The organism is Chromohalobacter sarecensis, from assembly GCF_023061135.1.
Taxonomy (GTDB): Bacteria; Pseudomonadota; Gammaproteobacteria; order Pseudomonadales; family Halomonadaceae; genus Chromohalobacter; species Chromohalobacter sarecensis.
In genome coordinates, this window is record NZ_JAKGAN010000003.1 from 128265 (window position 1) to 153111 (window position 24847).

A 24847-nucleotide genomic window follows, 5' to 3' on the forward strand; every position below is an offset into this window, starting at 1 on the left:
ACAAGCTGCAGGTGGTGTGACGGCGGAGAGACCAATATGGAAGAGACGATGCCTGACAGTTTACTCGACACCTTCGATATTGACCTGTCGCCGTCGCAGCGGCTGCTGACACTGGACATTGCCGGGGCGTCGCTGCTGCCGCACCGGCTGGTGGGCGAGGAGTACGTCAGCGCGCCGTTCAGCTATACCCTGGACTGCATCTCCCAGCAGAATGATCTCGAACTCAAGACGCTGATGGCCCAGCCGGCCAGCCTGTCGATCCGGCAGGCCGACGGCGGTTATCGCCAGTTGCATGGCCTGGTTGCCGAGGCCGCGCTGCTGGGCGAAGACGGCGGCGTCACCTACTACCAGCTCACCCTGGTGCCGTGGCTCAAGATGCTCGCGCTGGGCCGTGACAGCCGGATCTTCCAGGATCGCTCGGTGGTCGAGGTGCTGACCCAGGTGTTCGAGGGTCATGAACTGGCCAGGGGCCGCTACCGTTTCGACTTGCGACGTGACTATCCCGCGCGCAGCTACTGCGTGCAGTACCGCGAGAGCGACTTCAACTTCATCAGTCGCCTCTGCGAAGAAGAAGGCCTGTGGTATTATTTTGAATATCAATCGTCCGAATCCGCCGGCAACGACGACGGTGAGACCGATAACGGCAGCGGAGCTAACGCCAACGGCAGCAATAGTGCCGACGGTGACCGCCAATCCTTCGATGGCCACCGCCTGGTCATTACCGACGACGTCGACACCTGCCAACCGGTCTCGCCACAGACGATCCGCTTCCACCGCCAGGATGCCACCGAGCGCGAGGATGCCCTCAATCAGTGGGGCGGCGTGCGTACTCAGCAGCCCACCCGTGTCAGTGTCGGCACCTTCGACTACAAGCAGCCGTCACTGACCAAACGCACCGGCCTCGACACCCTGAGCGACCAGGGCAACCTGCCTGACACCGAGGTCTACGACTACGCCGGTGAGTATTACTACTACGGCTTTGAGCGCGGCGAACGCCTCACCGAGAATCGCCTCGAGGCGGACGAATCCCTGGCCAAGCGCTTCCGCGGCAGCGGCGGCGCCCGTCAGCTCCAGGCTGGGCGCTGGTTCGAACTCACCCAGCACTCGCTGCACGACACCGGCGGTGAAGAAGAACGCCAATTTCTGCTGCTGGGCATTAGCGTGCATGCCGAGAACGCCCTGCCGATCTTGAACTGCACACCGAAAGTTGGACACCCAATCCAACCTTCGGGGTGTTTTTATGAAGAACCAGTACAGCGACCAGTTTAAGCTGCAAGTGGTGCAGCACTACCTGAATGGAGATGTCGGCCTAGAAATGGTTGCCCATCAGTTGGGTCTGGACTATTCCATGGTCAGGCGATGGGTGGAGCAGTACCGGCAGCATGGGCCGTTGGGATGGCGCCAGACACGCCGTCACTACAGCCCAGCGTTCAAGCGTGAGGTGCTGGAAAAGATGTGGCGCGACGGCTTGTCGATCCGACAGACCGAGATATTGTTTGATATCCGTGCCGCTGGCGCTATTGGCAGATGGGAACGCCAGTACCATAGTGGTGGCCTAATCGCCTTGGAACCGAAACGTACGGGACGCCGCCCGATGCCCCAGAAGCCCCCATCTTCACCGCTCGAGCCTCCCACCGATGGTGAGCGCTCCCATGAGGAACTGCTCGAGGAGCTGGCCTATCTGCGGGCGGAGAATGCCTATCTAAAAAAGCTCGATGCCTTGACCCGAGAGAAACGGGCGACGACACGAGGCAAAAAGCCCAAGCCGTCCAAGGGTTAAGGCATGAGCACTCACTGGCGCTGCTGCTGCGTGCGGCATCGCTACCGCGCAGCACGTTCTACTACCAGCTCAAGGTCCTGAGGGCTGGCGATCTGTATGCGTCTCTAAAGGCGCGTATCCAAGCGATCTATGATCATCACAAGGGACGCTATGGCTATCGCCGTATCACCGCTGTACTGCGCCAGGCAGGCGAGGCGATCAACCACAAGATCGTCCAGCGGTTGATGCAACGACTGGGCTTGAAATCCCTCGTTCGCCCCAAGCGGTATCGAGCTTATCGAGGAGCCGAGGGCTACGCCGCCCCGAATACGCTACGGCGTCGGTTTCAGGCCCAAGGACCGAATCAACGCTGGGTGACAGACATCACCGAATTCAAGGTCGGTGACCAGAAGCTCTACCTGTCACCGGTCATGGATCTGTATAACGGCGAGATTATCGCCTTCCAGACCGGGCCACGACCGGTATTCGGCCTGGTGAAGCACATGTTGAGGCGTGCCTTCGACCGGCTGAGGCCAGGTGATCGGCCTCTATTGCACTCGGATCAGGGTTGGCATTACCGCCACCCCAACTATCGACGCCTGGTGGTGGAGAAGCGAATACTGCGCAGCATGTCACGGAAAGGGAATTGTCTGGACAATGCCGCCATGGAGAGTTTTTTCGGTACCCTGAAAGCCGAATACTTCCATCTGAACCGGTTCGATACCGTTGAGCAATTGCAGCAAGGCATTGCCGAGTACATCCATTACTACAACCATCAGCGGATCAAGCAGAGACTAAAAGACCTGAGCCCCGTGCAATACAGGACTCAGGCCATGGCCGCCGGTTAAGAGAACTAACCGTCCAACGATTGGGGGTCAGTTCAAAAGCCATGGGCTTTTTTCCAGCTTGCTGCTTGCCAATCAGTCGGATCAAGCCTGATCCAGCTTCTGCTTGAGCAAGCTATTTACTTGCTGTGGATTGGCAGTGCCGCGTGAGGCCTTCATGACTTGTCCCACGAAGTAGCCGATCATCTTGCCGCGTTTGGCTTCATCGGCCTCGCGGTACTGGGCCACCTGAATCGGGCTGTCGGCGATGACCTGATCGACCATGCCCTCGATGGCGCCGGTATCGGTGACCTGCTTGAGACCGCGCGCGTCGATGATGGCATCGGCGCTGTCCGCTTCGCCGTCCCACAGCGCCTGGAAGACTTGCTTGGCGGCCTTGCCGCTGATGGTGTCGTCCATTACGCGTTGGATGAGGCCGCCGAGCTGCTCGGCGGTGACCGGGCTGTCGCCGATCTCCAGGTTTTCACGATTGAGGTTGGCCGATAGCTCGCCCTGTACCCAGTTGGCGGCTTGTTTGGCATCGCCGCAGGCTTCCTTGACGGCTTCGAAGTATTCGGCCATGGCACGGCTCGAGGCGAGCACGCCGGCATCGTAGGCAGATAGGCCCAACTGATTCTCGAAACGCTGACGCTTCTCGCTGGGAAGCTCAGGCATGAGCGCGCGTTGGTGGTCGATATAGGCGCTGTCGAGGGTCACCGGCAGAAGGTCGGGGCAGGGGAAGTAACGGTAATCGTTGGCTTCCTCCTTGGTGCGCATGGCACGCGTTTCGTCGCGCTCGGGGTCGAACAGGCGGGTTTCCTGAATGACCTGCCCGCCGTCCTCGATGAGTTCGATCTGGCGCTCCACCTCGAAGGCGATGGCCTTTTCGACGAAACGGAACGAGTTGACGTTCTTGATTTCCGCGCGTGTGCCGAATGCCGCCTGGCCCTTGGGGCGTACCGAGACGTTGACGTCACAGCGCATCGAGCCTTCGGCCATGTTGCCGTCGGAGATGCCGAGATAGGTGACGATGGCATGAATCGCGCGAATATAGGCGACGGCTTCCTTGGCCGAACGCATGTCGGGTTCGGAAACGATCTCCAGAAGCGGTGTGCCGGCACGGTTGAGGTCGATGCCGGTCATACCGTGATAGTCCTCGTGGAGCGACTTGCCAGCATCTTCCTCGAGATGGGCGTGATGAACGCGGATCGTGCGCGTTGTCCCGTCGTCGAGGGTGATTTCGACATTACCCATGCCGACGATGGGTTGCGCCATCTGGCTGGTCTGATACCCCTTGGGTAGATCGGGGTAGAAGTAATTCTTGCGCTCGAACAGCGAGGTCTCGGGAATCTCGGCGTCGATGGCAAGACCGAACTTCACCGCCATGGCCACGGCATTTTCATTGAGCACTGGCAGCACGCCGGGCATGCCAAGATCGACGGCGCAGGCCTGGGTGTTGGGCTCGGCACCGAAGGCGGTGGAGGCACCGGAAAAAATCTTCGACTGGGTGGCGAGCTGAACGTGAACCTCGAGCCCGATCACGGTTTCCCACTGCATCATGCCGTCTCCTTGCCGAATGCTGGACGCTTGAGGTGCCAGTCGGTGGCTTGCTGGAACTGGTGTGCCACGCCGAGTAGTTGCGCTTCAGCGAAGTGCGGTGCCAGTACCTGGAGGCCTACAGGGCGGCTACCGGCGAAGCCGGCGGGAACGCTTATGCCCGGGATGCCGGCTAGATTGACGGCGATGGTGTAGATATCCTGCAAGTACATGGAGACCGGATCTTTCTGCGCGCCCAGATCGAACGCGGGCGTCGGTGCGGTCGGGCCCATCAGCACGTCGACTTCATCGAAGGCATCGAGGAAATCCTGGCGGATCAGGCGGCGTACCTGCTGTGCCTTGAGGTAATAGGCATCGAAGAAGCCCTCAGACAGGGTGTGCGTGCCAATCAGGATGCGTCGCTTGACCTCCTCGCCGAAGCCTTCGGCCCGCGTGCGCTTGTATAGGTCTTCGAGATCCGTCGGATCGTCGCAACGATGACCGAAGCGCACGCCATCGAAACGCGATAGGTTGGATGACGCCTCCGCCGGGGCAATGACGTAGTAGGCGGGAATCGCTAGATGGGTATGCGGTAGGCTGACCTCGCAGACCTTGGCGCCCAGCGATTCATAGACCTTGATCGCCTCGCGCACCGCGGTTTCGACTTCGGGGTCGAGACCATCGCCGAAATATTCCTTGGGCAGACCGATCTTGAGGCCCGCGAGCGACGTATCGAGTTCAGCGGTGTAATCGGGTACGACACGCGCCACGCTGGTGGAGTCGCGAACATCGTGGCCGGCGATGGCTTCGAGCAACAAGGCGCAGTCGGCGGCGCTACGCGCCAGCGGGCCGCCTTGGTCAAGGCTCGAAGCAAAAGCCACCATGCCATAGCGCGAAACACGCCCGTAGGTGGGCTTCAAGCCCGTGATGCCGCAGAAAGCCGCCGGCTGGCGGATCGAGCCGCCGGTATCGGTGCCCAGTGCCGCCGGTACTAATCCCGCGGCGACGGCTGCGGCACTGCCGCCGGAGGAGCCGCCGGGCACGGCACTGAGATCCCATGGGTTCTTGACCGGTCCATAGAAGCTGCTCTCATTGGACGAGCCCATGGCAAACTCGTCCATGTTGGTCTTGCCGAGGTTGACGGCGCCAGCCTGGCGCAGCTTTTCGACGACCGAGGCATCGTAGGGCGAGACGAAGTCGTCGAGCATCTTCGAACCGCAGCTGGTGCGCACGCCCTGGGTACAGAAGATGTCCTTGAGCGCCAGCGGCAGGCCGGCGAGAGGGCCGGCGTCGCCGGCTTCGCGTGCACTGTCGGCGGCATCGGCGTTGGCCAGTGCCTGCTCGGCGGTCACGGTAATGAAGCTGTTGAGCTCGCCATCGAGGCGCTCGATGCGATCGAGAGCCGCCTGGCACAGCTCACGGCTGGAGAACTTGCCTGCTTGAAGACCGGCGGCAAGCTCCGTGAGGGTCTTGTCATGCATGGAAAAATATGACTCCTGGTTCGAATCCTGAAGAGGATGCTTCACTCGACGACGCGCGGGACGAGATAGAGGCCGTCCTCGGTGGCCGGGGCGCAGGCCTGGAAGCGTTCGCGCTGGCTATGTTCGGTCACCTCGTCGGGGCGCAGGCGCTGGGTGGCATCCAGTGGATGCGCCAATGGGGAGATGCCTTGAGTATCGACGGCCTGAAGTTGATCGACCATCTCCAGGATGCGGCTCAAGTCGTCGACGTAACCGGTTGCTTCGTCGTCACTCAAGCCGACGCGGGCCAAGTGGGCGGCGCGGAGCACGTCTGCATGTTCGATCGCCATATCGATTGCCTTTTATGGATTACTGCGCGGCGTGTCATCGCCACGCCAATGAAGGTCTGACGCCGGGGATAACCCCAGAATTTACCATATCTGGCGAGCGCTGACAGGCCTTTGCTTGCCGCGCCACCCCCGCAATGGTACCGTTTGCGTCCGCACAGGGTTCCGGTCTGGACTAGGTGAAAGACTTCCATGTTTAAACGTTTACGGGGGCTTTTCTCGAGCGATCTGTCGATCGACTTGGGTACCGCCAACACACTGATTTACGTACGCGGCCGCGGCATCGTGCTCGACGAGCCGTCGGTCGTGGCGATCCGCCAGTCTGGCAATATGCGTACCGTCGCGTCTGTGGGGATCGATGCCAAGCGTATGCTGGGTCGTACCCCTGGCAACATTACCGCGATCCGTCCCATGAAGGACGGTGTCATCGCTGATTTTACCGTCACCGAGCAGATGCTCCAGCACTTCATTCGCAAGGTGCATCAGAGTACGTTCTTGACGCCGAGCCCGCGTGTTCTGGTCTGTGTACCGTGCATGTCGACTCAGGTCGAGCGGCGCGCCATCAAGGAATCCGCAGAAGGCGCCGGCGCACGTGAGGTTTTTCTCATCGAAGAGCCCATGGCGGCGGCCATCGGCGCGGGCCTGCCGGTCGAGGAGGCTACGGGGTCGATGGTCGTCGATATCGGCGGCGGGACCTCCGAGATCGCGATCATCTCGCTCAACGGCGTGGTGTATTCCGAGTCTATCCGCGTCGGGGGCGACCGCTTCGATGAGGCGATTACGGCGTATGTGCGCCGTCATTACGGCAGCCTTATCGGTGAGGCGACCGCTGAGCGTATCAAGGAAGAAATCGGCTGTGCCTATCCCGGCGGCGAGTTGCGTGAGATCGATGTGCGTGGTCGCAATCTGGCGGAAGGCATCCCGCGCAGCTTTACGCTCAATTCGCACGAGATTCTCGACGCTTTGCAGGATCCGCTCTCGTCCATCGTCGCGGCGGTCAAGAGTGCCTTGGAGCAATCGCCTCCCGAGCTGGCCTCGGACATCGCCGAGCGCGGCGTGGTATTGACTGGCGGTGGCGCGTTATTGCGTGACATCGACAAGTTGATCGCCGAAGAGACGGGCTTGCCGGTGATCGTCGCCGAGGACTCACTGACGTGTGTGGCCCGTGGTGGCGGCAAGGCGCTGGAAATGATCGATCAGCGGACCTTCGAGTTGCTGTCCAGCGATTGACGCACTCGGGCGCTCGTCCTATTAGCGCCGATACGCTTGCCTGGAAGCCACGCGCGTCGCGAGTGGCTTCCAGCGTGTGTCCAGTCGTTATGGGTCTTGCGCCCCGTCTGCGGAGGAAAGCTTATTAAACCTCTGTTTTCGCACGGCCCGGTGCCTAGCTATCGCATGCTGTTATGTGCGGTAGCCGCCTTCGCCTTGATGTTCGCGGAGCATCGTCTGCCCTTCATGGATGACATGCGCGCGCACTTGACGACCGTTGTGGCGCCGGTGCAATGGGCGGTGAGCCTGCCCAGCGAGGGGTTGTCCTGGGCGGCACTGGTCTTTTCTGATCAGCGTGCCCTGGTGGAAGAGAATCAGCGCTTGCGCCAGCAGTTGCTGACGCTGTCGCATCGCGTGCAGCGCATGGCCAACCTGACGGCGGAAAACGTGCGCCTGCGAGAGTTACTCAACGCTGCGCCGCGCGATGAGGTGCCCTATATAACGGCCGAGCTATTGTCGTTGGATTCCGACCCTTTCACCCAGCAGATGGTGATCGGACGGGGACGTCGTGATGGTGTCTATTCCGGGCAACCGGTTATGGATGCCTCCGGCTTGATCGGGCAGGTCATTGCCGTATCCGCGTATACCAGCCGTGTACTGATGGTGAGCGACGCCAATAATGCGGTACCGGTTCAGGTCAATCGCAGTGGGCAGCGTTTCATCGTCCAGGGTTCCGGCAGCCTCGATACGCTGAATGTCCTCAATGTGCCGGCGACCGCTGATATCAAGGAAGGTGACTTGCTCACGACCTCGGGCTTGGGCGGGCGCTTTCCCGAGGGCTATCCTGTCGCGGAGATCACACAGGTGGATAAGGATGGCCAGCATTCTTTCGCTAGAGTCGAAGCGCGACCGCTTGCGCAACCCGAGCGCTCACGGCACTTCTTGCTGCTATTTCCCTCGCCTGCGGCAGCGGCGGTCACCAGCGATGTCAATATCGAGGCCGCATTGCAGTTGATGGAGGGTGACGCGGGGAACATGTCCCACAAGCGCGAGGGGGCGCGTCCATGATGCGCTTGCCAGGACTTCTCATGATCTGGTTCACCCTGCTGGTGAGTTTGTGCTTGCAGGTCATGCCGCTGCCCGATGCATGGCTGATGTGGCGACCCAATTGGCTCGGTCTGGCATTGGCTTATTGGTGTATTGCCGCCCCTCAGCGCGTCGGCGTCTTCCATGGTTTTGTGCTCGGCTTGCTGCTGGATCTGATCGAAGGTACGCCCTTGGGTCAAAACGCGTTGACGTTGTCGCTGCTCACCTATTTGTGTCTCTTGCTCTATCAACGCCTGCGTGCCTATTCCATCTGGCAGCAGGCCGTCCTGATGTTCGTCCTGCTGGGCTTGATTCAATTGGTCGAGCAATGGCTGCGCACGATCTTCGGCCCAGTCTCTATCCATCTGGCATTCTTGCTGCCCGCGCTCATAGGCGCAGCCCTGTGGCCATGGTTGTTTACCATGATGCAAGTATTGCGGCGTCGCTTGAAAATCGTGTGACCGCTGCCTCGACCCGCGTCGCCTCTGCCACCTCAGTCTGAGGAAAAATCACATGTCCACATCCCAGGGGGCGTCGTTGCGCCTGGCCTCGGCTTCGCCGCGGCGCCGTGAGTTGTTGGCGTCGATCGGCGTCACGCTCGAAGTAGCACCGGCCGATATCGATGAGACACCATGGGAGGGGGAAGTGCCTGGCGCTTATGTAGAGCGTCTGGCGAGAGAAAAGGCGCAGGCCGGCGCGGCAGGAACGTCGTTACCCACATTGGGGGCCGACACAGCCGTGGTGTTGGAACAGCGCATCCTGGGGAAGCCGCGTGATCGCGAAGATGCCGTCGCCATGCTCACGGCGTTATCGGGTACCACGCATGATGTGATGACGGGCGTCGCGGTGGCGGGGCCGCGTGGCGTGTTGTCGGTTTGCGTGACGACGCGGGTGACACTGCGTTCGCTCTCAGCCCATGAGATCGATGCGTACTGGCGCAGTGGCGAGCCCGTTGACAAGGCCGGTGCCTATGCCATTCAAGGGTTGGCGGCAATCTTCGTTGAGCACATCGAAGGCAGTCACTCCGCAGTGGTGGGGTTGCCCCTTTTCGAGACCGCCAAGTTATTGACGCGCCAAGGTGTATCGCTGTGGGGCGAGCGCTTGGCTGTGCCATAATGCCGACAGATAATCTGGTTAGGGGCAACGCATGAGCGGCGAGGTACTGATCAATTTGACGCCCATGGAGACGCGCGTCGCCGTGGTCGAGAACGGTGTCTTGCAAGAAGCCTTCATCGAACGCAGCCGCCGACGTGGCATCGTGGGCAATATCTACAAGGGTAAGGTGGTGCGGGTACTGCCGGGCATGCAGGCCGCCTTCGTGGATATCGGGCTCGAAAAGGCGGCCTTCATCCATGTCAACGAGGTCGTTGCGCCCAACGCGAGCATCGATGAACACACCACGATCTCGCATTTGCTCCAGGAAGGGCAGACTTTGGTCGTGCAGGTCACCAAGGACCCCATCGCCTCGAAAGGGGCGCGCCTGACCACGCATCTGTCGGTGCCGTCGCGCTATCTGGTGTATATGCCCGACTCGCCGCATACGGGTGTCTCCCAGCGTATCGAGGATGAAGGCGAACGCGAGCGACTCAAGACGTTGATCGAAGCCTCCCAGGCGGCAATGCACGATGAGGCGCCGGGGGGTGTGATCATCCGCACGGCTGCCGAGGGTGTGGGGCAGGAAGAGCTGGCGACCGACATGCATTTTTTGTTGCGGCTCTGGCGCAAGGTCGATGAGCGACGCCACAGCGCTACGCCGCCGGCACTTCTTTACGACGACCTGCCGCTATTCATCCGCACGCTGCGCGACGTGATGCGCGCCGATATCGAGCGCGTACGCATAGACTCGCGTGAAAACTACGCCAAGCTCAAGGAGTTCGCCAAGGAGTTCATGCCCGATGTCGAGTCGTGCATCGAATATTATCCTGGTGAGCGTCCGTTGTTCGATCTCTATAGTGTCGAAGACGAGATCCAGAAAGCGCTGGGGCGTAAGGTACAGCTCAAATCGGGCGGATATCTGGTGATCGACCAGACCGAGGCGATGACCACCATCGATGTCAATACCGGCGGTTACGTGGGGCATCGCAATCTCGAGGAGACCATCTTCAAGACCAACCTCGAGGCGGCCACGGCGATTGCGCGGCAACTGCGGCTACGCAATCTGGGTGGCATCATCATCATCGATTTCATCGATATGGAAGAACTCGAGCATCAGCGACAGGTCTTACGTGTTCTCGAGAAGGCGCTGGAACGCGACCACGCCAAGAACAAGTTGACCGGCGTGACCGAACTCGGTTTGGTGCAGGTCACGCGCAAGCGAACCCGTGAAAGTCTCGAGCAGACCCTGTGCGAACCTTGCCTGACCTGCCAGGGACGCGGAACGCTCAAGACACCGGAGACCGTGTGCTACGAGATATTTCGGGAAATCCTGCGCGAGGAGCGTGCCTACAGTCCGGAAACCTACATGGTGCTGGCTTCTCAGGGGGTGGTGGATCGCCTGCTCGACGAGGAATCGACGGCGGTGGCGGATCTGGAAGCCTTCATCGGCAAGACGATTCGCTTCCAGGTCGAAGCCCATTATTCTCAGGAGCAGTACGACATCGTGCTGATGTGAGCCCATGAACGCGTTGCGAGGAGGGTGGCGCTGGACACTCACGATCGTGGCGGTGGTGCTGAGCATCATCGCGCTGGCGCTGCTGGTGGCGCGCGGCCTGGCGACGCAGGCTGACGCGTTTAGCGATGATATCGAAGCCCAGCTTGCCGAGCGTTTTAGCGCCGATGCCGAGCTCGAGCATCTCGGTGCCGATTGGCATGGTTGGGATCCGTCGGCGAGGCTTTCGGGTATGACCTTGCGCGCCAAGGCGCCCCAAGCGCCGCCTCTGCTGAGTATCGATAGCGCCCATGCGCGTCTCGATACCTTGGCGTCGCTGCGCGCGGGGTATCCCGTTTTCGAAAAGGCCGAGGTCGAACAAGCGACGCTTCATCTCTACCAGAATGCCGAAGGCGGGTGGGGCTGGCCCTCGGCGGAAGTGCCCGATGAGATTCAGGCGCCGGGGCGTTTCCGCCTCGCCGATATCGACCGTTGGGTCGGCGCTCTTCTGCGTCAGCGTGTCGCTATTCATGATGTGCGCGTGGTGCTGCATGGACGACAGGACGATGTCACGCTCGTTGCACCGCGTGTGTTGATGGCTGGCGGTGATTCAAAGGCTCATCTCGAAGGCCAGATGCATGTCGACGGCCAACCGGAGGCTGCCTTGAGCGCGGTGCTTGAGGTGCTACCTGGACGTCGTGGACTGGGCGCCTTCAATGCCGCCCTGCAAGTCGACGTCAACGCTCAAGGGCTGCGTGCCTTGGGCCAGGTCTTGACGGCTCAGCAACGCTACACATTGGAGACGGTAGAGGGCGACGCCCGGCTGTGGGCCCGCTGGCATGATGCCCGCCTCGAGGACGCTCGCCTGCGCTTGTCGCTACCCAAACTGGGTATCACGCGGCGTGATGGCCCGCCGCTGGCGTTCGAGGATATCGGCGTGCGTGCTCAGGCGTTACGGGATGACGAGGGCGACTGGGATATCTGGGCCAACGGTCTGGTTGCCAAGCGTGACGGCGACGACCGTGAAGGGTCCCCCTTGCCCGAGCGATTACAGGCACGCGTTGAAGGTGGCGATTGGTGGCTGCGTAGCAGTGATTTTTCTCTCGGTGCATTGGCCGCCTGGGGCGGCATGTTGCCGTTATCGGATGAGCATGCACGAATGCTCGAGCGCTTGTCTCCGCAGGGGCATGTCGACGGCCTCGAGGTCGGGCGTCATGACGGCCGCTGGTTTTCACGCACAGCGTTGACGGGCGCACGCGTGTCAGCTTGGAACGGGATTCCCGGTGGCGGGCCATTCAGCGCTTGGGTGACCACCGACAATGCCTCGGGCAGCGTGCGTTTTCGCCATGAGCCGGAGATGACGCTCGCGTTTCCCGACGTCTACCCCCAGCCGATTGCGGTGGATGCCGCGACCGGGCGTGTCGACTGGCAACGTGACGACAACGCCTTCGATATCAAAGGCCAGGCGTTGCAAGCCAATTGGCGTGGGGCAGAGGTGAGCGGTACCTTCGCGACGCACCTACCGATGGCCGAGGATACGCCCGGGCGTCTCGATCTCGACCTGGCGTTTTCCAATGCCGATGCGATCGATACGCCGCTGCTCGACTGGTTACCCACCCAAACCATGGACGACGAACTGCTCGATTGGCTATCGCAGGTTAGTGGGCGTGTCTCCCAAGGCAGCCTGTCGTTGTCGCAGACGCTGACCGAGCGCGAGGCACCCGAAGGGGAGTTGTTCGTCAATCCTGATGATCATCTGCAACTGGAGCTCGATGTCGAGCAGGGCCGGATCCCCTATGATCCCGAGTGGCCAGCGTTGGAAAACGTTGCCGGTCATCTGGATGTCGATAACCAGACCTTGGTTGCGCAAGTCGATCACGCTACGAGCATGGGCCTGGAAACGCGCGATGCCCGCGTCTTGATGGTCGGCGATACGTTGGGAGTGCGCGGGCCGATTACGGGCTCGAGCCAGGCCTTGCTGGATTATCTCGCCGAGGCACCGCTGGAAGGTCTCAGCGACACCTTTGCCGCTTGGCAAAGCGAGGGCCAGGTCGAGGCCGATCTCGACATGACGATTCCGCTGGCGATCCCTGAAACGATGAAGGCCGACATTCAGGGGCGTATCGAGGCTTCGCGACTGTATCTCGGCATGTTGCGCCTTCCGCTCGAGGATGTTGAGGGCGATTTGCGTTATCGCCATCTCAAGGATCAGGACCTGCTGACCGGTGACGTGAGCGCGCGGGCATTGGGGGGCGACATGAAGGGCACGCTGGACATGGGGGGTGACGGTTTCACCTTCACGGGCGGTGCCAGCGCCGAGGGACTCTTGAGCTGGGCGCGCCTGGCGCCGCAGCCTGCGCTTGCCGAAGGAACATTGCCATATCGCGCGCGGGTCACCTTCGACGACGAGGACAATGCGAGCGTGCGGGTTACCAGCGACCTCGAAGGCCTGGCGCTGCGCCTGCCAACTCCCTTTGGCAAGGCCGTTGACGAAACGGAGCCCCTAGAAATCAACGCGGATGTAGCATCGGGCAGTGGCCAGGTCCAGATATCGGACTGGGGGCGGTTGCGCTGGCGTACGCGAGACGAGCGCTTGCAGGGCCAGGCATGGTTGGAGAATTGGCCCCAAGCGCCGCAGTGGCCACAGCAGGATGGCTGGAGCGTAAACTGGGAGCCGCCTCGCCTGGATCCGCAACAATGGATATCGCTGCTGCGTGAACGTGATCTCAACCGTCAAGTCACCACGCAACCCAAGGGCTTGCCGGACGATATATCCAGCGGTGGGGGCGAGGACGTCTCGAGTGGTGTGCAGCGTATTACTGTCTCGACGCCTTGTGTCATTCTCGACGACCAATGTCAGGGGGCATTACAAGCCGATGTCACCCCGCTCGAGGATGGATGGCAATTGGCGCTGGCGGGCCCCGTTGCGGCGGGAGAAGCGCAGTGGCGACCCGAGGCGCCGCGTCCGGTGGATATTAATCTCACGCGCCTCGATCTCGACACTCTGTGGCCTGCCGAGGATGATGCTCAAGGCGATGGTAAGGTGAAACTTAGTGATGAAATCGCCACGCCTCCCGACCCCGTAGCGCTGCCGGATGGCATGCAAGACTGGCCGGATGGGCGCCTGCATGTCGGCGAGCTGCATCGTGACGGACAAAACTTCGGGCCGCTCGACGCCGACTGGCAGACCTCATCACAGCGTCTGGATATCAAGCCATTGTCGCTGGTGGTCAACGGCGTGACGGCGAGCGGTGAACTGGCTTGGGAAACTGCCGGACGCGAAGACAGCCTGACGCGTGCGCGGTTGGCCCTGAAGGGCAGCAATCTCGGCGACGCCCTGGTTCGTCTGGGGCAGCCTGAAGTGGTCAATAGCGAAAGCGTGGACCTGAATGCGCGCTTGGCATGGCCCGGCGCGCCATGGCAATTTGCCGTGGAACGCTCGCAGGGCAGCGCGTCGCTGGCGTTGACCAATGGTCGTTTCCGGCAGGTCGACTCGGGCCCGGCCAAGCTGGTGGGGCTGCTCAATCTGGATAACATCTTCCGTCGATTGACGCTGGACTTCTCCGATATTACCCAGGAGGGGACGGCTTTCAATAGCATGAACGGTGAGGCGACGCTGTTCGACGGCAAGCTCGTGACCCGAGGCCCGGTTGAAATCGACGGTTCGGCCACCCATTTTACCTTGCAAGGCGAAGCCGATCTCGTGCAGCGTACACTGAATCAACGACTGGGTATCACTGTGCCGGTGAGCCAGAATTTACCGCTGGCGGCCGTGCTCGTTGGTGCGCCGCAAGTAGGTGTGGGGTTGTACCTTGCCCACAAGCTTTTCGGCGGCTGGCTCGATAAGGCAACGCAGATACATTACCGCGTGCACGGCCCATGGTCGTCGCCGCAACTGACACTGGAAAGCGCCCGATGAACGCACTCAACGACAGCGCCCTGAATCAGGCGACCTCATTGCTCCTCGCGCCGGGCGGTCTCGACCTGGCGGCGCTGGATACTGGCCTGGGCCACGCCATGGGGCCGGGCATCGATTATGCCGACTTATATTTTCAACGTACCTGGCAAGAAAGCTGGATTCTCGAGGACGGCGACGTCAAGGAGGCTGGCTACAGCATCGACGGCGGTGTCGGTGTGCGTACCCTGACCGGGGAAAAGACCGGCTTTGCCTACTCCAACCAGATAAGTGCCGATGCGCTGGCCGATACCGGGCGTATCGCAGCGGGCATTGCGCGGAGCGGCGAACGCTTGCCGCCCCAGGCGGTGCAGACTGCCATGCCTACGCGTCACTATGCCGATGTCGATCCTCTGGCAGGGCTTTCCGCCGAGGATAAAATCGCCATGCTCAAGACGGCGGATCGCGTGGCACGGGCTGCTGATCCGAGTATCACGCAGGTCAGTGCTTCGCTGTCGGGCACCTATGAAGTGGTCATGGTGCGTGCCAGCGATGGTACGCTCGCGGCCGATGTTCGTCCCTTGGTGCGTTTCAATGTCAGTGTCATCGCCATGCGTGACGGGCGTCGCGAACGCGGTAGCGCTGGCGGTGGTGGTCGCTACTCGATGGCACGGCTGCGCGACGAGAACGTGGCGGAGCGCTTCGCCAAGGAGGCGGTACGTCAGGCAAAGGTCAACCTGGAAGCGGTCGATGCGCCGGCCGGACAGATGCCGGTGGTGTTGGGCAACGGCTGGCCCGGTATTCTGCTTCACGAGGCGGTGGGGCACGGTCTTGAAGGGGACTTCAACCGCAAAGGCAGCTCGGCTTTCGCAGGGCGCATCGGTGAGCGCGTGGCCGCGCCCGGTGTGACGGTCATCGACGACGGGACGCTATCCGACCGTCGCGGATCGTTGAGCGTGGATGACGAGGGGACGCCGAGTCAGCGCAACACGCTGATCGAGGACGGTATTCTCAAGGGTTACATGCAGGACAAGCTCAACGCACGCTTGATGGGCATGGCCCCCACCGGCAATGCGCGTCGCGAGTCCTACGCACACGTCACCATGCCGCGCATGACCAATACCTGCATGCTGGCCGGCCAGGATGATCCCGAGGATATCGTCAAGAGCGTCAAGCGGGGCATCTATGCGGTGAGCTTCGGTGGTGGCCAGGTCGATATCACCTCGGGACGTTTCGTGTTCTCCGCCTCCGAGGCCTATTTGATCGAGGACGGCAAGATCACCGCGCCGGTCAAAGGGGCGACCTTGATCGGCAACGGGCCAGAGGTGATGCAGCAGGTATCGATGATCGGACACGACCTCGAGCTGGATACCGGTATTGGTGTCTGCGGTAAGGAAGGCCAAGGCGTGCCGGTCGGCGTGGGCCAGCCGACACTCAAGATCGACGAACTCACCGTCGGCGGAACGCAGTCCTGAGGGCAGAGCGAAGAAGTAAGCAAAAAGAAGGAAGAGCGAAGAGAAAGCCAAGGTATGTGATTTCCTTCCTTCTTCCAGGCGCGAAGCGCCGGTCTTCCTTCTTGGAGGCACGGAGTGCCGATCTTACATTCCGGCGGTATCACGGATCAGTTTGAACAGTTTGCGAGCACTCGTCGGCGGTTTTTCGCGCTGACGCTCGCTTCTGGCGTTGCGGGTGAGTTGCCGCAGCGTCTGGCGGTCGACCTCGGGGTATTCGGCGATGAAAGCCTCCAGCGCGTCGGCATTGTCGTCCTCGATGAGCCGGTCGCGCCAGTGCTCGAGACGATGAAAGGCGTTATCGCGTTGTAAGTTTTCCTGCTCGATGGCGTCGAACGTGGCCTGGATGGCCGCAAGGTCTTCGCGGCGCATGACCTTGCCCACGTACTGCATGTGGCGACGCCGTCCTTCGTGGGAGCGGATACGCGAGGTTTCCTCGACCGCGAAGAGCATGTCGTCGGAAAGCGGTAGGCGTGCGCGCTGGGCATCGCTCATGGCGATGATGCGCTCACCCATCGCTTGGAGGGCTTTCATTTCGTTCTTGCGCTGGGTCTTGCTGGGGCGTCCCGCCTCTTCATCGTGCGGGTCGGGGAGGTCGATCGACATTGCATTACCATCATGCTTCGGGGATGACCGTGCAGTATATCAGGCTTCCTCGACAATCCTACCGAGCCCTTGAGCAGTGTCTCGGGCCTTATGAGTACAGGAGTAGACCATGAGCCAGGCCTTCGATGCCGTAGAGCAGCAAGCACGCTTGGAGGCACGCGTCGCGCAGGCCTTGGAATTGGCCAAGCGATTGGGCGCCGATGCGTGTGAAGTGGGTGCCAGCGTGGACCAGGGAATCGAGGTCGGTGTACGCCTGGGCGACGTAGAAAACGTCGAGCTATCGCGCGACCAGGGGATCGCGGTAACCGTCTATGTCGGGCAGCGCAAGGGCAGCGTATCGACCTCCGACGCCAGCGATGAGTCCCTGCATGCGGTGGTCGAGAAAGCGTTGGATATTGCGCGCTATACCGCGGAAGACCCGGCCTCGGGCTTGGCCGACGCGGCGCTGATGGCCACGGAATTGCCGGATCTCGGTGTCCATTATCCCTGGCCGTTGAGCACCGACGACGCTATCGAGCTGGCGCTCGCTTGCGAGTCAGCCGGTCGTGGGGTCGAGGGTATCGCCAATTCCGAGGGGGCGAGCCTCTCCAGTGGTGAAGGCGTGCGCGTCTACGGCAACAGCCATGGGTTTCTGGGGAGCCAGCGCGGAAGCCGCCACTCGCTGTCGTGCATGTTGATCGCCGGTGAGGGAGCGGACATGCAGCGCGATTACGACTATACCTCGGTGCGCAATCCGGCGGACTTGGCATCGCCCGAGGTGGTAGGGCGGCGTGCCGCCGAGAAGACCTTGGCCCGGTTGGGGGCAACCTCCCCCGCGACAGGGCGGATGCCGGTGCTCTTTGCGCCCGAGCTTGCCAGTGGGCTGGTGGGTAGCTTTATGGGCGCCATTGCCGGGGGCGCTTTGTACCGTGAGGCATCCTTCCTCTGCGATCAGCTGGGTGAAACGATCTTCCCCGAATGGTTCACGCTGCGCGAACGGCCGCGCGAATATGGCGCCATGGCGAGCACGGCCTTCGATAACGATGGCGTCGCCACGCGCGATAACGTTTTCCTCGATCATGGGCGTTTGGCGAGTTACATGCTGTCGACGTATAGCGCGCGGCGTCTAGGAATGACCACGACCGGCAATGCCGGCGGCGCGCGCAATCTGCGTATCGATGCGCCTCTGGTCTCGCGGGATGAATTGCTCGCGCAGATGGGGCGCGGCGTACTCGTTACCGAGTTGATGGGGCAGGGCGTCAATGGCGTGACCGGCGATTATTCGCGTGGTGCGTCGGGCTTCTGGGTCGAGGATGGCAAGATTCAGCATCCCGTCGAGGAATTCACCATTGCCGGCAACTTGCGCGATATGTTCGCCAACCTCCAAGGCGTGGGCAGCGATATCGATACGCGCGGTAGCGTGCATACCGGGAGCTGGTTGATCGGCGACATGATGGTGGCGGGCGAGTAGAACGCTCGGCGACGCGGAACTTCGATGCCGCGTCGTCAAGCGGCTCATGCGATGGCGCGGCGCTCGCCGCGCCTCAATAAAAGGCTGCGGCGAGTCCCAGGAACGCGACGAAGCCGACCACATCGGTGATCGTCGTCAATAGCACGCCCCCCGAGAGCGCTGGATCGATCTTCAGGCGCTTGAGTAACACAGGAATCAGGGTGCCGGCCAGCGCGGCGACGGTCAGGTTGATGACCATCGCCAAGGCGATGATGCCACCGAGCTTATAGTCGTCGAAGCGCACGATGGCGACCAGTGCCACGATCACTGCCCAGAGCACCCCGTTCATCATCCCCGAGAGCATTTCGCGGACCAACAGCCACTGTACGTTGGCGCCGCCGACGTGTCCCAGGGCGATCCCGCGAATCAGCACGGTTAGCGTCTGTGACCCGGCTATCCCGCCCATGCTGGAGACGATGGGCATCAACACGGCCAGTGCGGTGATCTGCTGAATGGTCGATTCGAAGATGCCGATGGCGAACGACACGATGGTCGCCGCGATCAGGTTGATGCCCAGCCACACGGCGCGCCGACGCCCGGTGCGCCAAGCGGGGGCGAAAGTATCCTCGTCCTCGTCGAGACCGGCCATGCTCATGACCTGGTGCTCGGCATCCTCGCGGATGACGTCGACCACGTCGTCGATGGTGATACGGCCCAGTAGCGCGCCGTCGGTGCTCACTACCGGCGCTGAAATTAGATCGAATTTCTCGAATAAGCTGGCGACATCGGTGTCCGAAGCCGTGGCCTGCACCGAGGCAAAATCGGTGTTCATGACCTCGCGCACCAGGATCGACGGGTCGGACACCAGCAGCAAATTGAGCGGTAGCGTGCCGATCAGTTCGTCGCGGCGGGTGACGACGAGCAGTGTATCGGTGGAGTCGGGCAGCTTCTCGTGTCGACGTAGATAACGCAGCACCACGTCCAGGGTAATATCCGGACGAATGGTGATGGTGTCGGTGTTCATCAAGCCGCCCGCGGTGTCCTCGGGATAAGACAGTACGGTCTCGATCCGCTGGCGTTCCTGCGTCTCCATGGCTTGCAGGACTTCGTGGATGACCGTGTTGGGCAAGCGTTGCAGCAAGTCGGCGAGGTCGTCGACGTCGAGCCCCTCGGTCGCCGACACGAGCTGCTCGGCGTCCATGCGGCTCAGGAACTCGCTTTGAATATCGTCGCCCAGGTATTGCAGCACCTCGCCCTGCAAGTCGGGCTCGACCAGCTCCCAAAGCACATTGCGCTCACGCGGCGGCGTCGACTCGAGGAGATGAGCGACGTCAACCGGGGCCAGGCCACGATTGAGCATGCGGCGCGCCTGATCCAGCGCACCGCTTTCCAAGGCCTCGCTGAGGCGGTCCAGGCGAGGTTGCAGTTGCTTGTGGTCGAGGCTCATGAATCGGCATCCTTTGTCGATTCTACGCTGTGTCTGAAAAATGCCTGCGCTCGTCGGTTTTCAGGCAGAGCTTAGGGCGAAGCGCTATTCTAGCACTGCTTGCCAAGGCCGCGAACACCGTTCTCTAATGGTGAGACGCGCTTTAGTCGGGTAAGGGCCGATAGTCTGTATCGAGCGCTAGTCTTTTTAGCAGCCTATCGAATAGGAACGTTTCGTTGCCTTTCAGAGAGCGTTGCAGGCAATCCAGAAATTCACGCTTTGAATACTTGAAAAACCTTGGCGCTTTGTAGGCATCAAGATCAATAGCGTAAATCTCGTTATTTTTGACAAGGAAGTTATCGGTATGCAAGCCCCGACAATGAATGTCGTTATGGTAGTAACTCACCAGGATATCGAGATAGCGCTCTTGTAATAAAGGGGAGTCGAGGATGAGCTCCTTGAGCGCAACGCCGTGGACATTGGTGGTGACCAGATAACGCTTCTTCGCAGTGACAATTTCTGGGGTAGCAATACCCAGCGACTTAAGCTTGGCCGCGATCATGGCAAAGTTATGGCCAGGATGGGGGCGTACGCCGAGTGAATAGCGTAAGTGGTCGACGGGCTTGGGGTGGAACGTTTTTATAAAAGTATCGTTTTGCGGATCGTAATAAACTGTCGAATATTTACTGTGCTGGATGAGTTGCATGCTGGTGTCATGGTCTAGTTTATAAATATTCGAGAAGTATCAAGCATCTTCCTCGAAGCGTGACTCGAACAAGGCGGTGAGGGCCTCGAGTACCTCATCGGCGTCGTCGCCTTCGGCTTGAATGTCGAGTTCGGTGCCGCAGGGTGCCGCCAACATGAGCAGCGACATAATATTGGTGGCATCCGCTTCACGCTGGCCATGGAAGACACAGACGCGTGCTGCGTAGGGCTGGCAGCATTGCACGAGCTTGGTCGCGGCGCGTGCATGGAGACCGCGCTGGTTGATGAGTTGCAGCCTACGACGCGGCATCGCCAGTCTCCGGCAATGACGCTTGTACGCCTAGTTCGCGATGGCGCAGGCGTACGCCACTCATCTGTGTCGCAAAATGCCGAGCTAGCCCTTCGATCAGGTATACCGAACGGTGCTGGCCACCAGTGCAGCCGATCGCCACGGTCAGGTAGCTACGATTGCTGGCGAGATAGGCGGGTAGCCAGCGTTCCAGCCATTGACGTATATCGTCGGCCATGGCGTGCACATCGGGGTAAGCTTCGAGAAACGCGACGATCTGTGAATCGCGACCGTCGAAACCACGCAGCTGGGGGTCCCAGTAAGGGTTGGGCAGGCAGCGGGCATCGAACACCATGTCGGCATCCAGCGGGACGCCACGTTTGTAGCCGAACGACTCGAACGTCAAGGTCAGGTGGCGACCACTGTGGCGTGCCACCTGCTCGGCGATACGGCCACGCAATTCATGCACCGACAGGTTGGAGGTGTCGATGACCAAATCGGCGATATCGCGAATCGACGAAAGGTAGGTCTGTTCCTGCTCGATGGCCTCGGCGAGTGTCATTTCGCTGGTTCGCGTCAACGGATGACGACGGCGTGTCGCCGAGTAGCGTTCCAGCAATATGCGCGAGTCGGCAGTCAAATAGACGACCTGGCACTGAATGCCTCGGGCGCGGATCTCTTCGAGCAGCACCGGAAAGCGTCGCAAGGCGTCGGGAAGATTGCGCGCGTCGATACTGACCGCGATATGCGTGCGTGAAGGCGGGCCTTCACGCAGCTCATCGATCAGGGGCGCCATGAGACTGGCCGGCAGATTGTCGATCGCGTAGTAGCCGAGATCCTCGAGTGCCTGCAGGGCAATCGATTTGCCGGAGCCGGAACGGCCGCTGATGATCACGAGCTGCATGGGCGCCCCTTGTGTTGCGTGAGTATCGGTTTACGCGGGTGTCAGTTTGCGCTGGTATCGTGCTGGCGGATGGTCTCGATCAGGGTATCGTAGAGCTGCCGCTGAGTCTGTGCCTGGCGCAGCTTGGTGCGGGTGGCGCTATCGTTCATGATAGCGGCAACCTGAGCAAGCAATGACAGGTGGGCATCGTCGGCTTCTTCTGGCACTAGTAGGACGAAGATCAGATCGACGGGGTCGCCGTCGATGGCATCGAAGTCGATGGGGTCCTGCAGGCGTAGAAAGCCGGCAATCGGCTCCTTGCAGTGCGGATTGCGTGCATGCGGTATGGCGACACCATTGCCGATACCGGTGCTGCCTAGCCGCTCGCGGCCGATGAGACGTCCGAAGACTTCCTGGCTATCGAGGCTCGGTGTGTTCTGGGCGATGAAGGTGCTGAAAAATTCCAGCACGCGCTTTTTGCTCCCCCCGGCAACGCCGAAGAGCGCGCGCTCGGGGGGTAGGATGCTTTCCAATATCATGGCGAATTAACGGGCACCGGCGCCCTGAGCGCGTGCCTGCACCTTTTCCTTGTGTTTGACGAGCTGACGGTCGAGCTTGTCGGTTAGGGCGTCGATAGCGGCGTACATGTCGTCGCTTTGCGTATCGGCGTGCAGGTCTGCGCCTGCGGCATGGAGCGTGCATGCAGCCAGATGACGTTCCTTCTCGATGGATAACGTGACCTGGACGGTGGTGATGTTGTCATAGTGGCGTTCCAGACGCGCGAGCTTTTCATTGACGTAGTCGCGTAGAGCATCGGTCAATTCGATGTGATGACCGGTGATATTGGCTTGCATGGCACGCTCCTATTCCATCGGTTGGCACTTCGATTGTAACCCTTTTTAGAGCGCTGCATAGCCCTAGACAAACGCTGGATAACGAAGGCCGCGGCGAGTCTACGCAGCGTGGATGATACGTGCAAACCGCCCACGTTCAGGCGAGTCGCTTACGCTCGCTGGAGGAAGGGAATCCCATCGCTTCGCGGTACTTGGCAACGGTGCGTCGTGCGACCTGGATACCGTCCTGAGCCAGCAGGTCGACGAGCTTGCTGTCGGATAGAGGTTTGCGTGGCGACTCGTCGCCGATCAGTTTCTTCAAGCGGGCGCGAATCGCCGTACTGGAATGGGCATTGGTTTCGCCTTGCCCGCCGACGTGGCTGGAGAAGAAATACTTGAGCTCGAAGACGCCGCGTGGGGTATGGATGAATTTCTGTGTGGTCACGCGGGAAATGGTCGATTCGTGCATCTCCACCGCGCCGGCGATATCGGCTAGGATCAGCGGCTTCATGGCTTCCTCGCCGTGTTCGAGAAAGTCGAGCTGGCGTGTCATGATCTCCTGGCCCACGCGCAGCAAGGTGTCGTTACGGCTCGAAAGGCTCTTGAGCAGCCATTTGGCCTCTTGCAGGTGCTGCTTGAGGAAGGTGTTGTCATCGCTTTTGTCAGCACGCTTGATGAGCGCGGCGTAATCCGGTTGGATGCGCACGCGGGGCAGGGCCTCGGGATTGAGTTCGATGCGCCAATCCTGTCGAACGCGCCGTGCGATGAGATCGGGGATGACATAATCGTTGCTGCTGTCCTCGAAGGCCAGACCGGGGCGCGGATCGAGCGACCGAATGAGGGCAATGACGTGATCGAGTTCTTCCTCGTCGAGGCGCAGGCGGCGCTTGAGCAACTTGCGGTCGTTGCCGGCGAGCGCTTCGAGGAACTGGCGTACCAGGCGTTTGGCTTGAGTCAGTAACGGCATGTCGTCGGGGAGGGCGCCGAGCTGCAGCAATAGGCACTCGCGTAGATCGCGGGCGCCGACCCCGGTGGGATCGAATTGCTGCACACGCATCATGACGTGTTCGACATCCCCCACCTTGAGTCCGGAAAGCCCTTGGCCGCGCAAACCGTCGACGAGCTCGTCGAGAGGCAGGGTGAGGTAACCGTCGGCACCTACGGCATCGATCAGGCTTTCGGCAATGTCATGTTCGCGGGGGGTCATGTCTGCCATGGCGAGTTGCCAGGTCAGATGGTCGTGAAGGCTTGTATGCGCGGTATTGCGCTCTATATCGGGGCCTTCCTCGCTGCCACTGCCGCCGCCCGTCAGTGAAGGCCCTGCATCTTGATAGGTGTCGCTCCATTCGCTATCCAGCGACAGGTTCTCGGGGATGTCACTCGTCCAATCGTCGTCCTGCGGCGCCTCGCTGACCTCACGCTCCTCGAAGTCTTCCTCGAGTTCCAGCATGGGATTGGAGTCCAGCGCTTGCTGGATCTCCTGGCGCAAATCCAGCGTTGAAAGCTGCAAGAGCTGAATGGCTTGCTGCAACTGGGGCGTCATCGTCAGCTGTGTGCCGACGCGAAGCTGCAAGGTAGGTTTCATGGACATGGAAAGTCGGTCATCGCTTCCTGAAACGGTGCCCGTACGTTATCTCGCGATGACGCGACTTGCAAGAATGGAAGCAACAATCATGCCATTTATATAAGCATGCGGCGGTTCCAGTAGTTTGCGCCTAAAGCCGGAACTCATGGCCGAGATAGACGTCACGTACTTTCTGGTTGGCGAGAATGGCCTCGGCATGCCCTTCGGCGATGATCTGGCCGTCACCGACGATATAGGCGTTGTCACAGATATCCAGGGTTTCACGCACATTGTGGTCGGTAATCAAGACGCCGATGTCGCGGTCGCGCAATTGGCGGATGATGCCCTTGATCTCGCCGACGGAGATCGGGTCGACCCCGGCGAAAGGCTCATCGAGCAGGATAAAAGCGGGCTCGGTGGCCAGGGCGCGGGCGATTTCGACACGACGACGTTCGCCCCCGGACAGACTCATGCCGGGGTTGTCACGGATATGGGTGACATGAAATTCCTCCAGGAGGCGCTCGAGTTGTGCCTTGCGTGTGGCCTTGTCGAGATCGCGGCGCGTCTCGAGAATCGCCATGATGTTGTCGGCGACCGAGAGCTTGCGAAAGATCGACGCTTCCTGAGGAAGATAGCCGATGCCGGCGCGGGCGCGTTCGTGCATGGCCGCCTGGGACAGGTTGCGCTCGTCGATGTGCACGCTGCCCGCATCGGCGCCCACCAGCCCGACGATCATGTAGAACGAGGTGGTCTTGCCGGCGCCGTTGGGGCCGAGCAGGCCGACGATGCTGCCCTGACGGATGGTCAGGCTGATGTCATGCACCACGCGGCGGCCCTTGTAGCTCTTGGCGAGGTTGGCGGCACTCAGGGTCTTCATGGGCGTCGTGTCCTAGCTAAC

22 protein-coding genes are annotated in these 24847 nt (G+C 61.0%); 10 read left to right on the plus strand and 12 right to left on the minus strand.

The genetic code is table 11. From position 1 onward, the window contains the following. Positions 1-48: 48 nt before the first annotated feature. Positions 49-1269: a type VI secretion system Vgr family protein gene (locus tag L1071_RS06340; protein ID WP_246970092.1), complete on the plus strand. Its 1221-nt coding sequence runs from the start codon at positions 49-51 to the stop codon at positions 1267-1269. Continuing rightward, a protein-coding gene (locus tag L1071_RS06345; RefSeq protein ID WP_246970094.1) for an IS3 family transposase occupies positions 1241-2607 on the plus strand; the annotation gives its coding sequence in 2 pieces (ribosomal slippage) (positions 1241-1703 and positions 1703-2607; 1368 coding nt in all). Before L1071_RS06340 ends, L1071_RS06345 begins: the two co-directional genes overlap by 29 nt. Positions 2608-2688: 81 nt before the next feature. On the opposite strand, the gene gatB is transcribed toward L1071_RS06345, so the two are convergent. From gatB to gatC, 3 genes are read right to left on the minus strand one after another with little or no spacing between them, the layout of a single operon-like run. After that, positions 2689-4140, minus strand: coding sequence for an Asp-tRNA(Asn)/Glu-tRNA(Gln) amidotransferase subunit GatB (gene gatB, locus L1071_RS06350; protein WP_246971121.1), 1452 nt, complete (start codon positions 4138-4140; stop codon positions 2689-2691). Beyond that, positions 4140-5600 carry an Asp-tRNA(Asn)/Glu-tRNA(Gln) amidotransferase subunit GatA gene (gene gatA / locus L1071_RS06355; RefSeq protein ID WP_246970096.1) on the minus strand — a complete coding sequence of 487 codons (1461 nt, stop codon included), beginning with the start codon at positions 5598-5600 and terminating at the stop codon, positions 4140-4142. Before gatA ends, gatB begins: the two co-directional genes overlap by 1 nt. A 41-nt stretch (positions 5601-5641) precedes the next feature. Next, positions 5642-5929: an Asp-tRNA(Asn)/Glu-tRNA(Gln) amidotransferase subunit GatC gene (gatC, locus tag L1071_RS06360; RefSeq protein ID WP_246970098.1), complete on the minus strand. Its 288-nt coding sequence runs from the start codon at positions 5927-5929 to the stop codon at positions 5642-5644. 189 nt (positions 5930-6118) lie between these two features. On the opposite strand from gatC, the gene L1071_RS06365 reads away from it, so the two are divergent. The 7 genes from L1071_RS06365 (at position 6119) to tldD (ending at position 16178) form a co-directional block, all read left to right on the plus strand. Beyond that, positions 6119-7156: a rod shape-determining protein gene (locus L1071_RS06365; RefSeq protein ID WP_040241875.1), complete on the plus strand. Its 1038-nt coding sequence runs from the start codon at positions 6119-6121 to the stop codon at positions 7154-7156. A 123-nt stretch (positions 7157-7279) separates the two neighbouring features. Then, positions 7280-8203 (plus strand): rod shape-determining protein MreC, encoded by a 924-nt coding sequence (mreC, locus tag L1071_RS06370; protein WP_343315508.1) that lies wholly within the window; start codon positions 7280-7282, stop codon positions 8201-8203. A gap of 20 nt (positions 8204-8223) precedes the next feature. Beyond that, the gene (gene mreD, locus L1071_RS06375; RefSeq protein ID WP_378110470.1) at positions 8224-8682 is read left to right on the plus strand and encodes a rod shape-determining protein MreD; all 459 of its coding nucleotides are present in this window, start codon (positions 8224-8226) and stop codon (positions 8680-8682) included. Between the two features lie 52 nt (positions 8683-8734). After that, a complete protein-coding gene (locus tag L1071_RS06380) occupies positions 8735-9337 on the plus strand; it encodes a Maf family protein (RefSeq protein ID WP_246970105.1) in 603 nt (200 codons plus the stop codon). A gap of 31 nt (positions 9338-9368) precedes the next feature. Then, a complete protein-coding gene (rng, locus tag L1071_RS06385; protein WP_246970108.1) occupies positions 9369-10832 on the plus strand; it encodes a ribonuclease G in 1464 nt (487 codons plus the stop codon). A gap of 4 nt (positions 10833-10836) precedes the next feature. Beyond that, complete coding sequence (locus L1071_RS06390; protein ID WP_246970111.1) at positions 10837-14727, plus strand: YhdP family phospholipid transporter; 3891 nt, start codon at positions 10837-10839, stop codon at positions 14725-14727. Continuing rightward, positions 14724-16178, plus strand: a complete 1455-nt coding sequence (tldD, locus tag L1071_RS06395; protein ID WP_246970114.1) for a metalloprotease TldD — start codon at positions 14724-14726, stop codon at positions 16176-16178. Before L1071_RS06390 ends, tldD begins: the two co-directional genes overlap by 4 nt. Before the next feature lie 123 nt (positions 16179-16301). Here tldD and yjgA read toward each other — a convergent pair whose 3' ends face one another. Beyond that, on the minus strand, positions 16302-16820 hold the full coding sequence (gene yjgA / locus L1071_RS06400) for a ribosome biogenesis factor YjgA (protein ID WP_246970117.1): 519 nt from the start codon (positions 16818-16820) through the stop codon (positions 16302-16304). Positions 16821-16929: 109 nt separating this feature from the next. Here yjgA and pmbA point away from each other — a divergent pair, with 109 nt between their 5' ends. Further along, on the plus strand, positions 16930-18270 hold the full coding sequence (pmbA, locus tag L1071_RS06405) for a metalloprotease PmbA (RefSeq protein WP_246970118.1): 1341 nt from the start codon (positions 16930-16932) through the stop codon (positions 18268-18270). 73 nt (positions 18271-18343) lie between these two features. On the opposite strand, the gene mgtE is transcribed toward pmbA, so the two are convergent. The 8 genes from mgtE to lptB form a co-directional block, all read right to left on the minus strand. Next, positions 18344-19696, minus strand: coding sequence for a magnesium transporter (mgtE, locus tag L1071_RS06410; RefSeq protein WP_246970120.1), 1353 nt, complete (start codon positions 19694-19696; stop codon positions 18344-18346). A 142-nt stretch (positions 19697-19838) separates the two neighbouring features. Continuing rightward, on the minus strand, positions 19839-20381 hold the full coding sequence (locus L1071_RS06415) for a BUD32 family EKC/KEOPS complex subunit (RefSeq protein ID WP_246970122.1): 543 nt from the start codon (positions 20379-20381) through the stop codon (positions 19839-19841). A 39-nt stretch (positions 20382-20420) separates the two neighbouring features. Next, positions 20421-20690, minus strand: a complete 270-nt coding sequence (locus L1071_RS06420; protein ID WP_246970124.1) for an HPr family phosphocarrier protein — start codon at positions 20688-20690, stop codon at positions 20421-20423. Beyond that, positions 20677-21573: an RNase adapter RapZ gene (gene rapZ, locus L1071_RS06425; protein ID WP_246970126.1), complete on the minus strand. Its 897-nt coding sequence runs from the start codon at positions 21571-21573 to the stop codon at positions 20677-20679. Before rapZ ends, L1071_RS06420 begins: the two co-directional genes overlap by 14 nt. 41 nt (positions 21574-21614) lie before the next feature. After that, positions 21615-22091: a PTS IIA-like nitrogen regulatory protein PtsN gene (gene ptsN / locus L1071_RS06430; protein ID WP_246970128.1), complete on the minus strand. Its 477-nt coding sequence runs from the start codon at positions 22089-22091 to the stop codon at positions 21615-21617. A gap of 6 nt (positions 22092-22097) precedes the next feature. After that, positions 22098-22406 carry a ribosome hibernation-promoting factor, HPF/YfiA family gene (hpf, locus tag L1071_RS06435; RefSeq protein ID WP_040241842.1) on the minus strand — a complete coding sequence of 103 codons (309 nt, stop codon included), beginning with the start codon at positions 22404-22406 and terminating at the stop codon, positions 22098-22100. A gap of 136 nt (positions 22407-22542) precedes the next feature. After that, the gene (locus tag L1071_RS06440) at positions 22543-23976 is read right to left on the minus strand and encodes an RNA polymerase factor sigma-54 (protein ID WP_246970130.1); all 1434 of its coding nucleotides are present in this window, start codon (positions 23974-23976) and stop codon (positions 22543-22545) included. 124 nt (positions 23977-24100) lie between these two features. Further along, positions 24101-24826, minus strand: a complete 726-nt coding sequence (gene lptB / locus L1071_RS06445) for an LPS export ABC transporter ATP-binding protein (protein WP_246970133.1) — start codon at positions 24824-24826, stop codon at positions 24101-24103. Positions 24827-24847: the final 21 nt, after the last annotated feature.

Bases quoted from the DNA above. Each gene is read 5' to 3' on its own strand.
- L1071_RS06415 (WP_246970122.1), bottom strand. From the start codon at position 20,381: ATGCAACTCATCCAGCACAGTAAATATTCGACAGTTTATTACGATCCG.
- rng (WP_246970108.1), top strand. From the start codon at position 9,369: ATGAGCGGCGAGGTACTGATCAATTTGACGCCCATGGAGACGCGCGTC.
- ptsN (WP_246970128.1), bottom strand. From the start codon at position 22,091: ATGATATTGGAAAGCATCCTACCCCCCGAGCGCGCGCTCTTCGGCGTT.
- L1071_RS06440 (WP_246970130.1), bottom strand. From the start codon at position 23,976: ATGTCCATGAAACCTACCTTGCAGCTTCGCGTCGGCACACAGCTGACG.
- mreD (WP_378110470.1), top strand. From the start codon at position 8,224: ATGATCTGGTTCACCCTGCTGGTGAGTTTGTGCTTGCAGGTCATGCCG.
- tldD (WP_246970114.1), top strand. From the start codon at position 14,724: ATGAACGCACTCAACGACAGCGCCCTGAATCAGGCGACCTCATTGCTC.
- yjgA (WP_246970117.1), bottom strand. From the start codon at position 16,820: ATGTCGATCGACCTCCCCGACCCGCACGATGAAGAGGCGGGACGCCCC.
- rapZ (WP_246970126.1), bottom strand. From the start codon at position 21,573: ATGCAGCTCGTGATCATCAGCGGCCGTTCCGGCTCCGGCAAATCGATT.
- lptB (WP_246970133.1), bottom strand. From the start codon at position 24,826: ATGAAGACCCTGAGTGCCGCCAACCTCGCCAAGAGCTACAAGGGCCGC.
- gatA (WP_246970096.1), bottom strand. From the start codon at position 5,600: ATGCATGACAAGACCCTCACGGAGCTTGCCGCCGGTCTTCAAGCAGGC.
- gatC (WP_246970098.1), bottom strand. From the start codon at position 5,929: ATGGCGATCGAACATGCAGACGTGCTCCGCGCCGCCCACTTGGCCCGC.
- pmbA (WP_246970118.1), top strand. From the start codon at position 16,930: ATGAGCCAGGCCTTCGATGCCGTAGAGCAGCAAGCACGCTTGGAGGCA.
- mgtE (WP_246970120.1), bottom strand. From the start codon at position 19,696: ATGAGCCTCGACCACAAGCAACTGCAACCTCGCCTGGACCGCCTCAGC.
- L1071_RS06380 (WP_246970105.1), top strand. From the start codon at position 8,735: ATGTCCACATCCCAGGGGGCGTCGTTGCGCCTGGCCTCGGCTTCGCCG.
- L1071_RS06340 (WP_246970092.1), top strand. From the start codon at position 49: ATGCCTGACAGTTTACTCGACACCTTCGATATTGACCTGTCGCCGTCG.
- L1071_RS06420 (WP_246970124.1), bottom strand. From the start codon at position 20,690: ATGCCGCGTCGTAGGCTGCAACTCATCAACCAGCGCGGTCTCCATGCA.
- L1071_RS06365 (WP_040241875.1), top strand. From the start codon at position 6,119: ATGTTTAAACGTTTACGGGGGCTTTTCTCGAGCGATCTGTCGATCGAC.
- gatB (WP_246971121.1), bottom strand. From the start codon at position 4,140: ATGCAGTGGGAAACCGTGATCGGGCTCGAGGTTCACGTTCAGCTCGCC.
- L1071_RS06390 (WP_246970111.1), top strand. From the start codon at position 10,837: ATGAACGCGTTGCGAGGAGGGTGGCGCTGGACACTCACGATCGTGGCG.
- hpf (WP_040241842.1), bottom strand. From the start codon at position 22,406: ATGCAAGCCAATATCACCGGTCATCACATCGAATTGACCGATGCTCTA.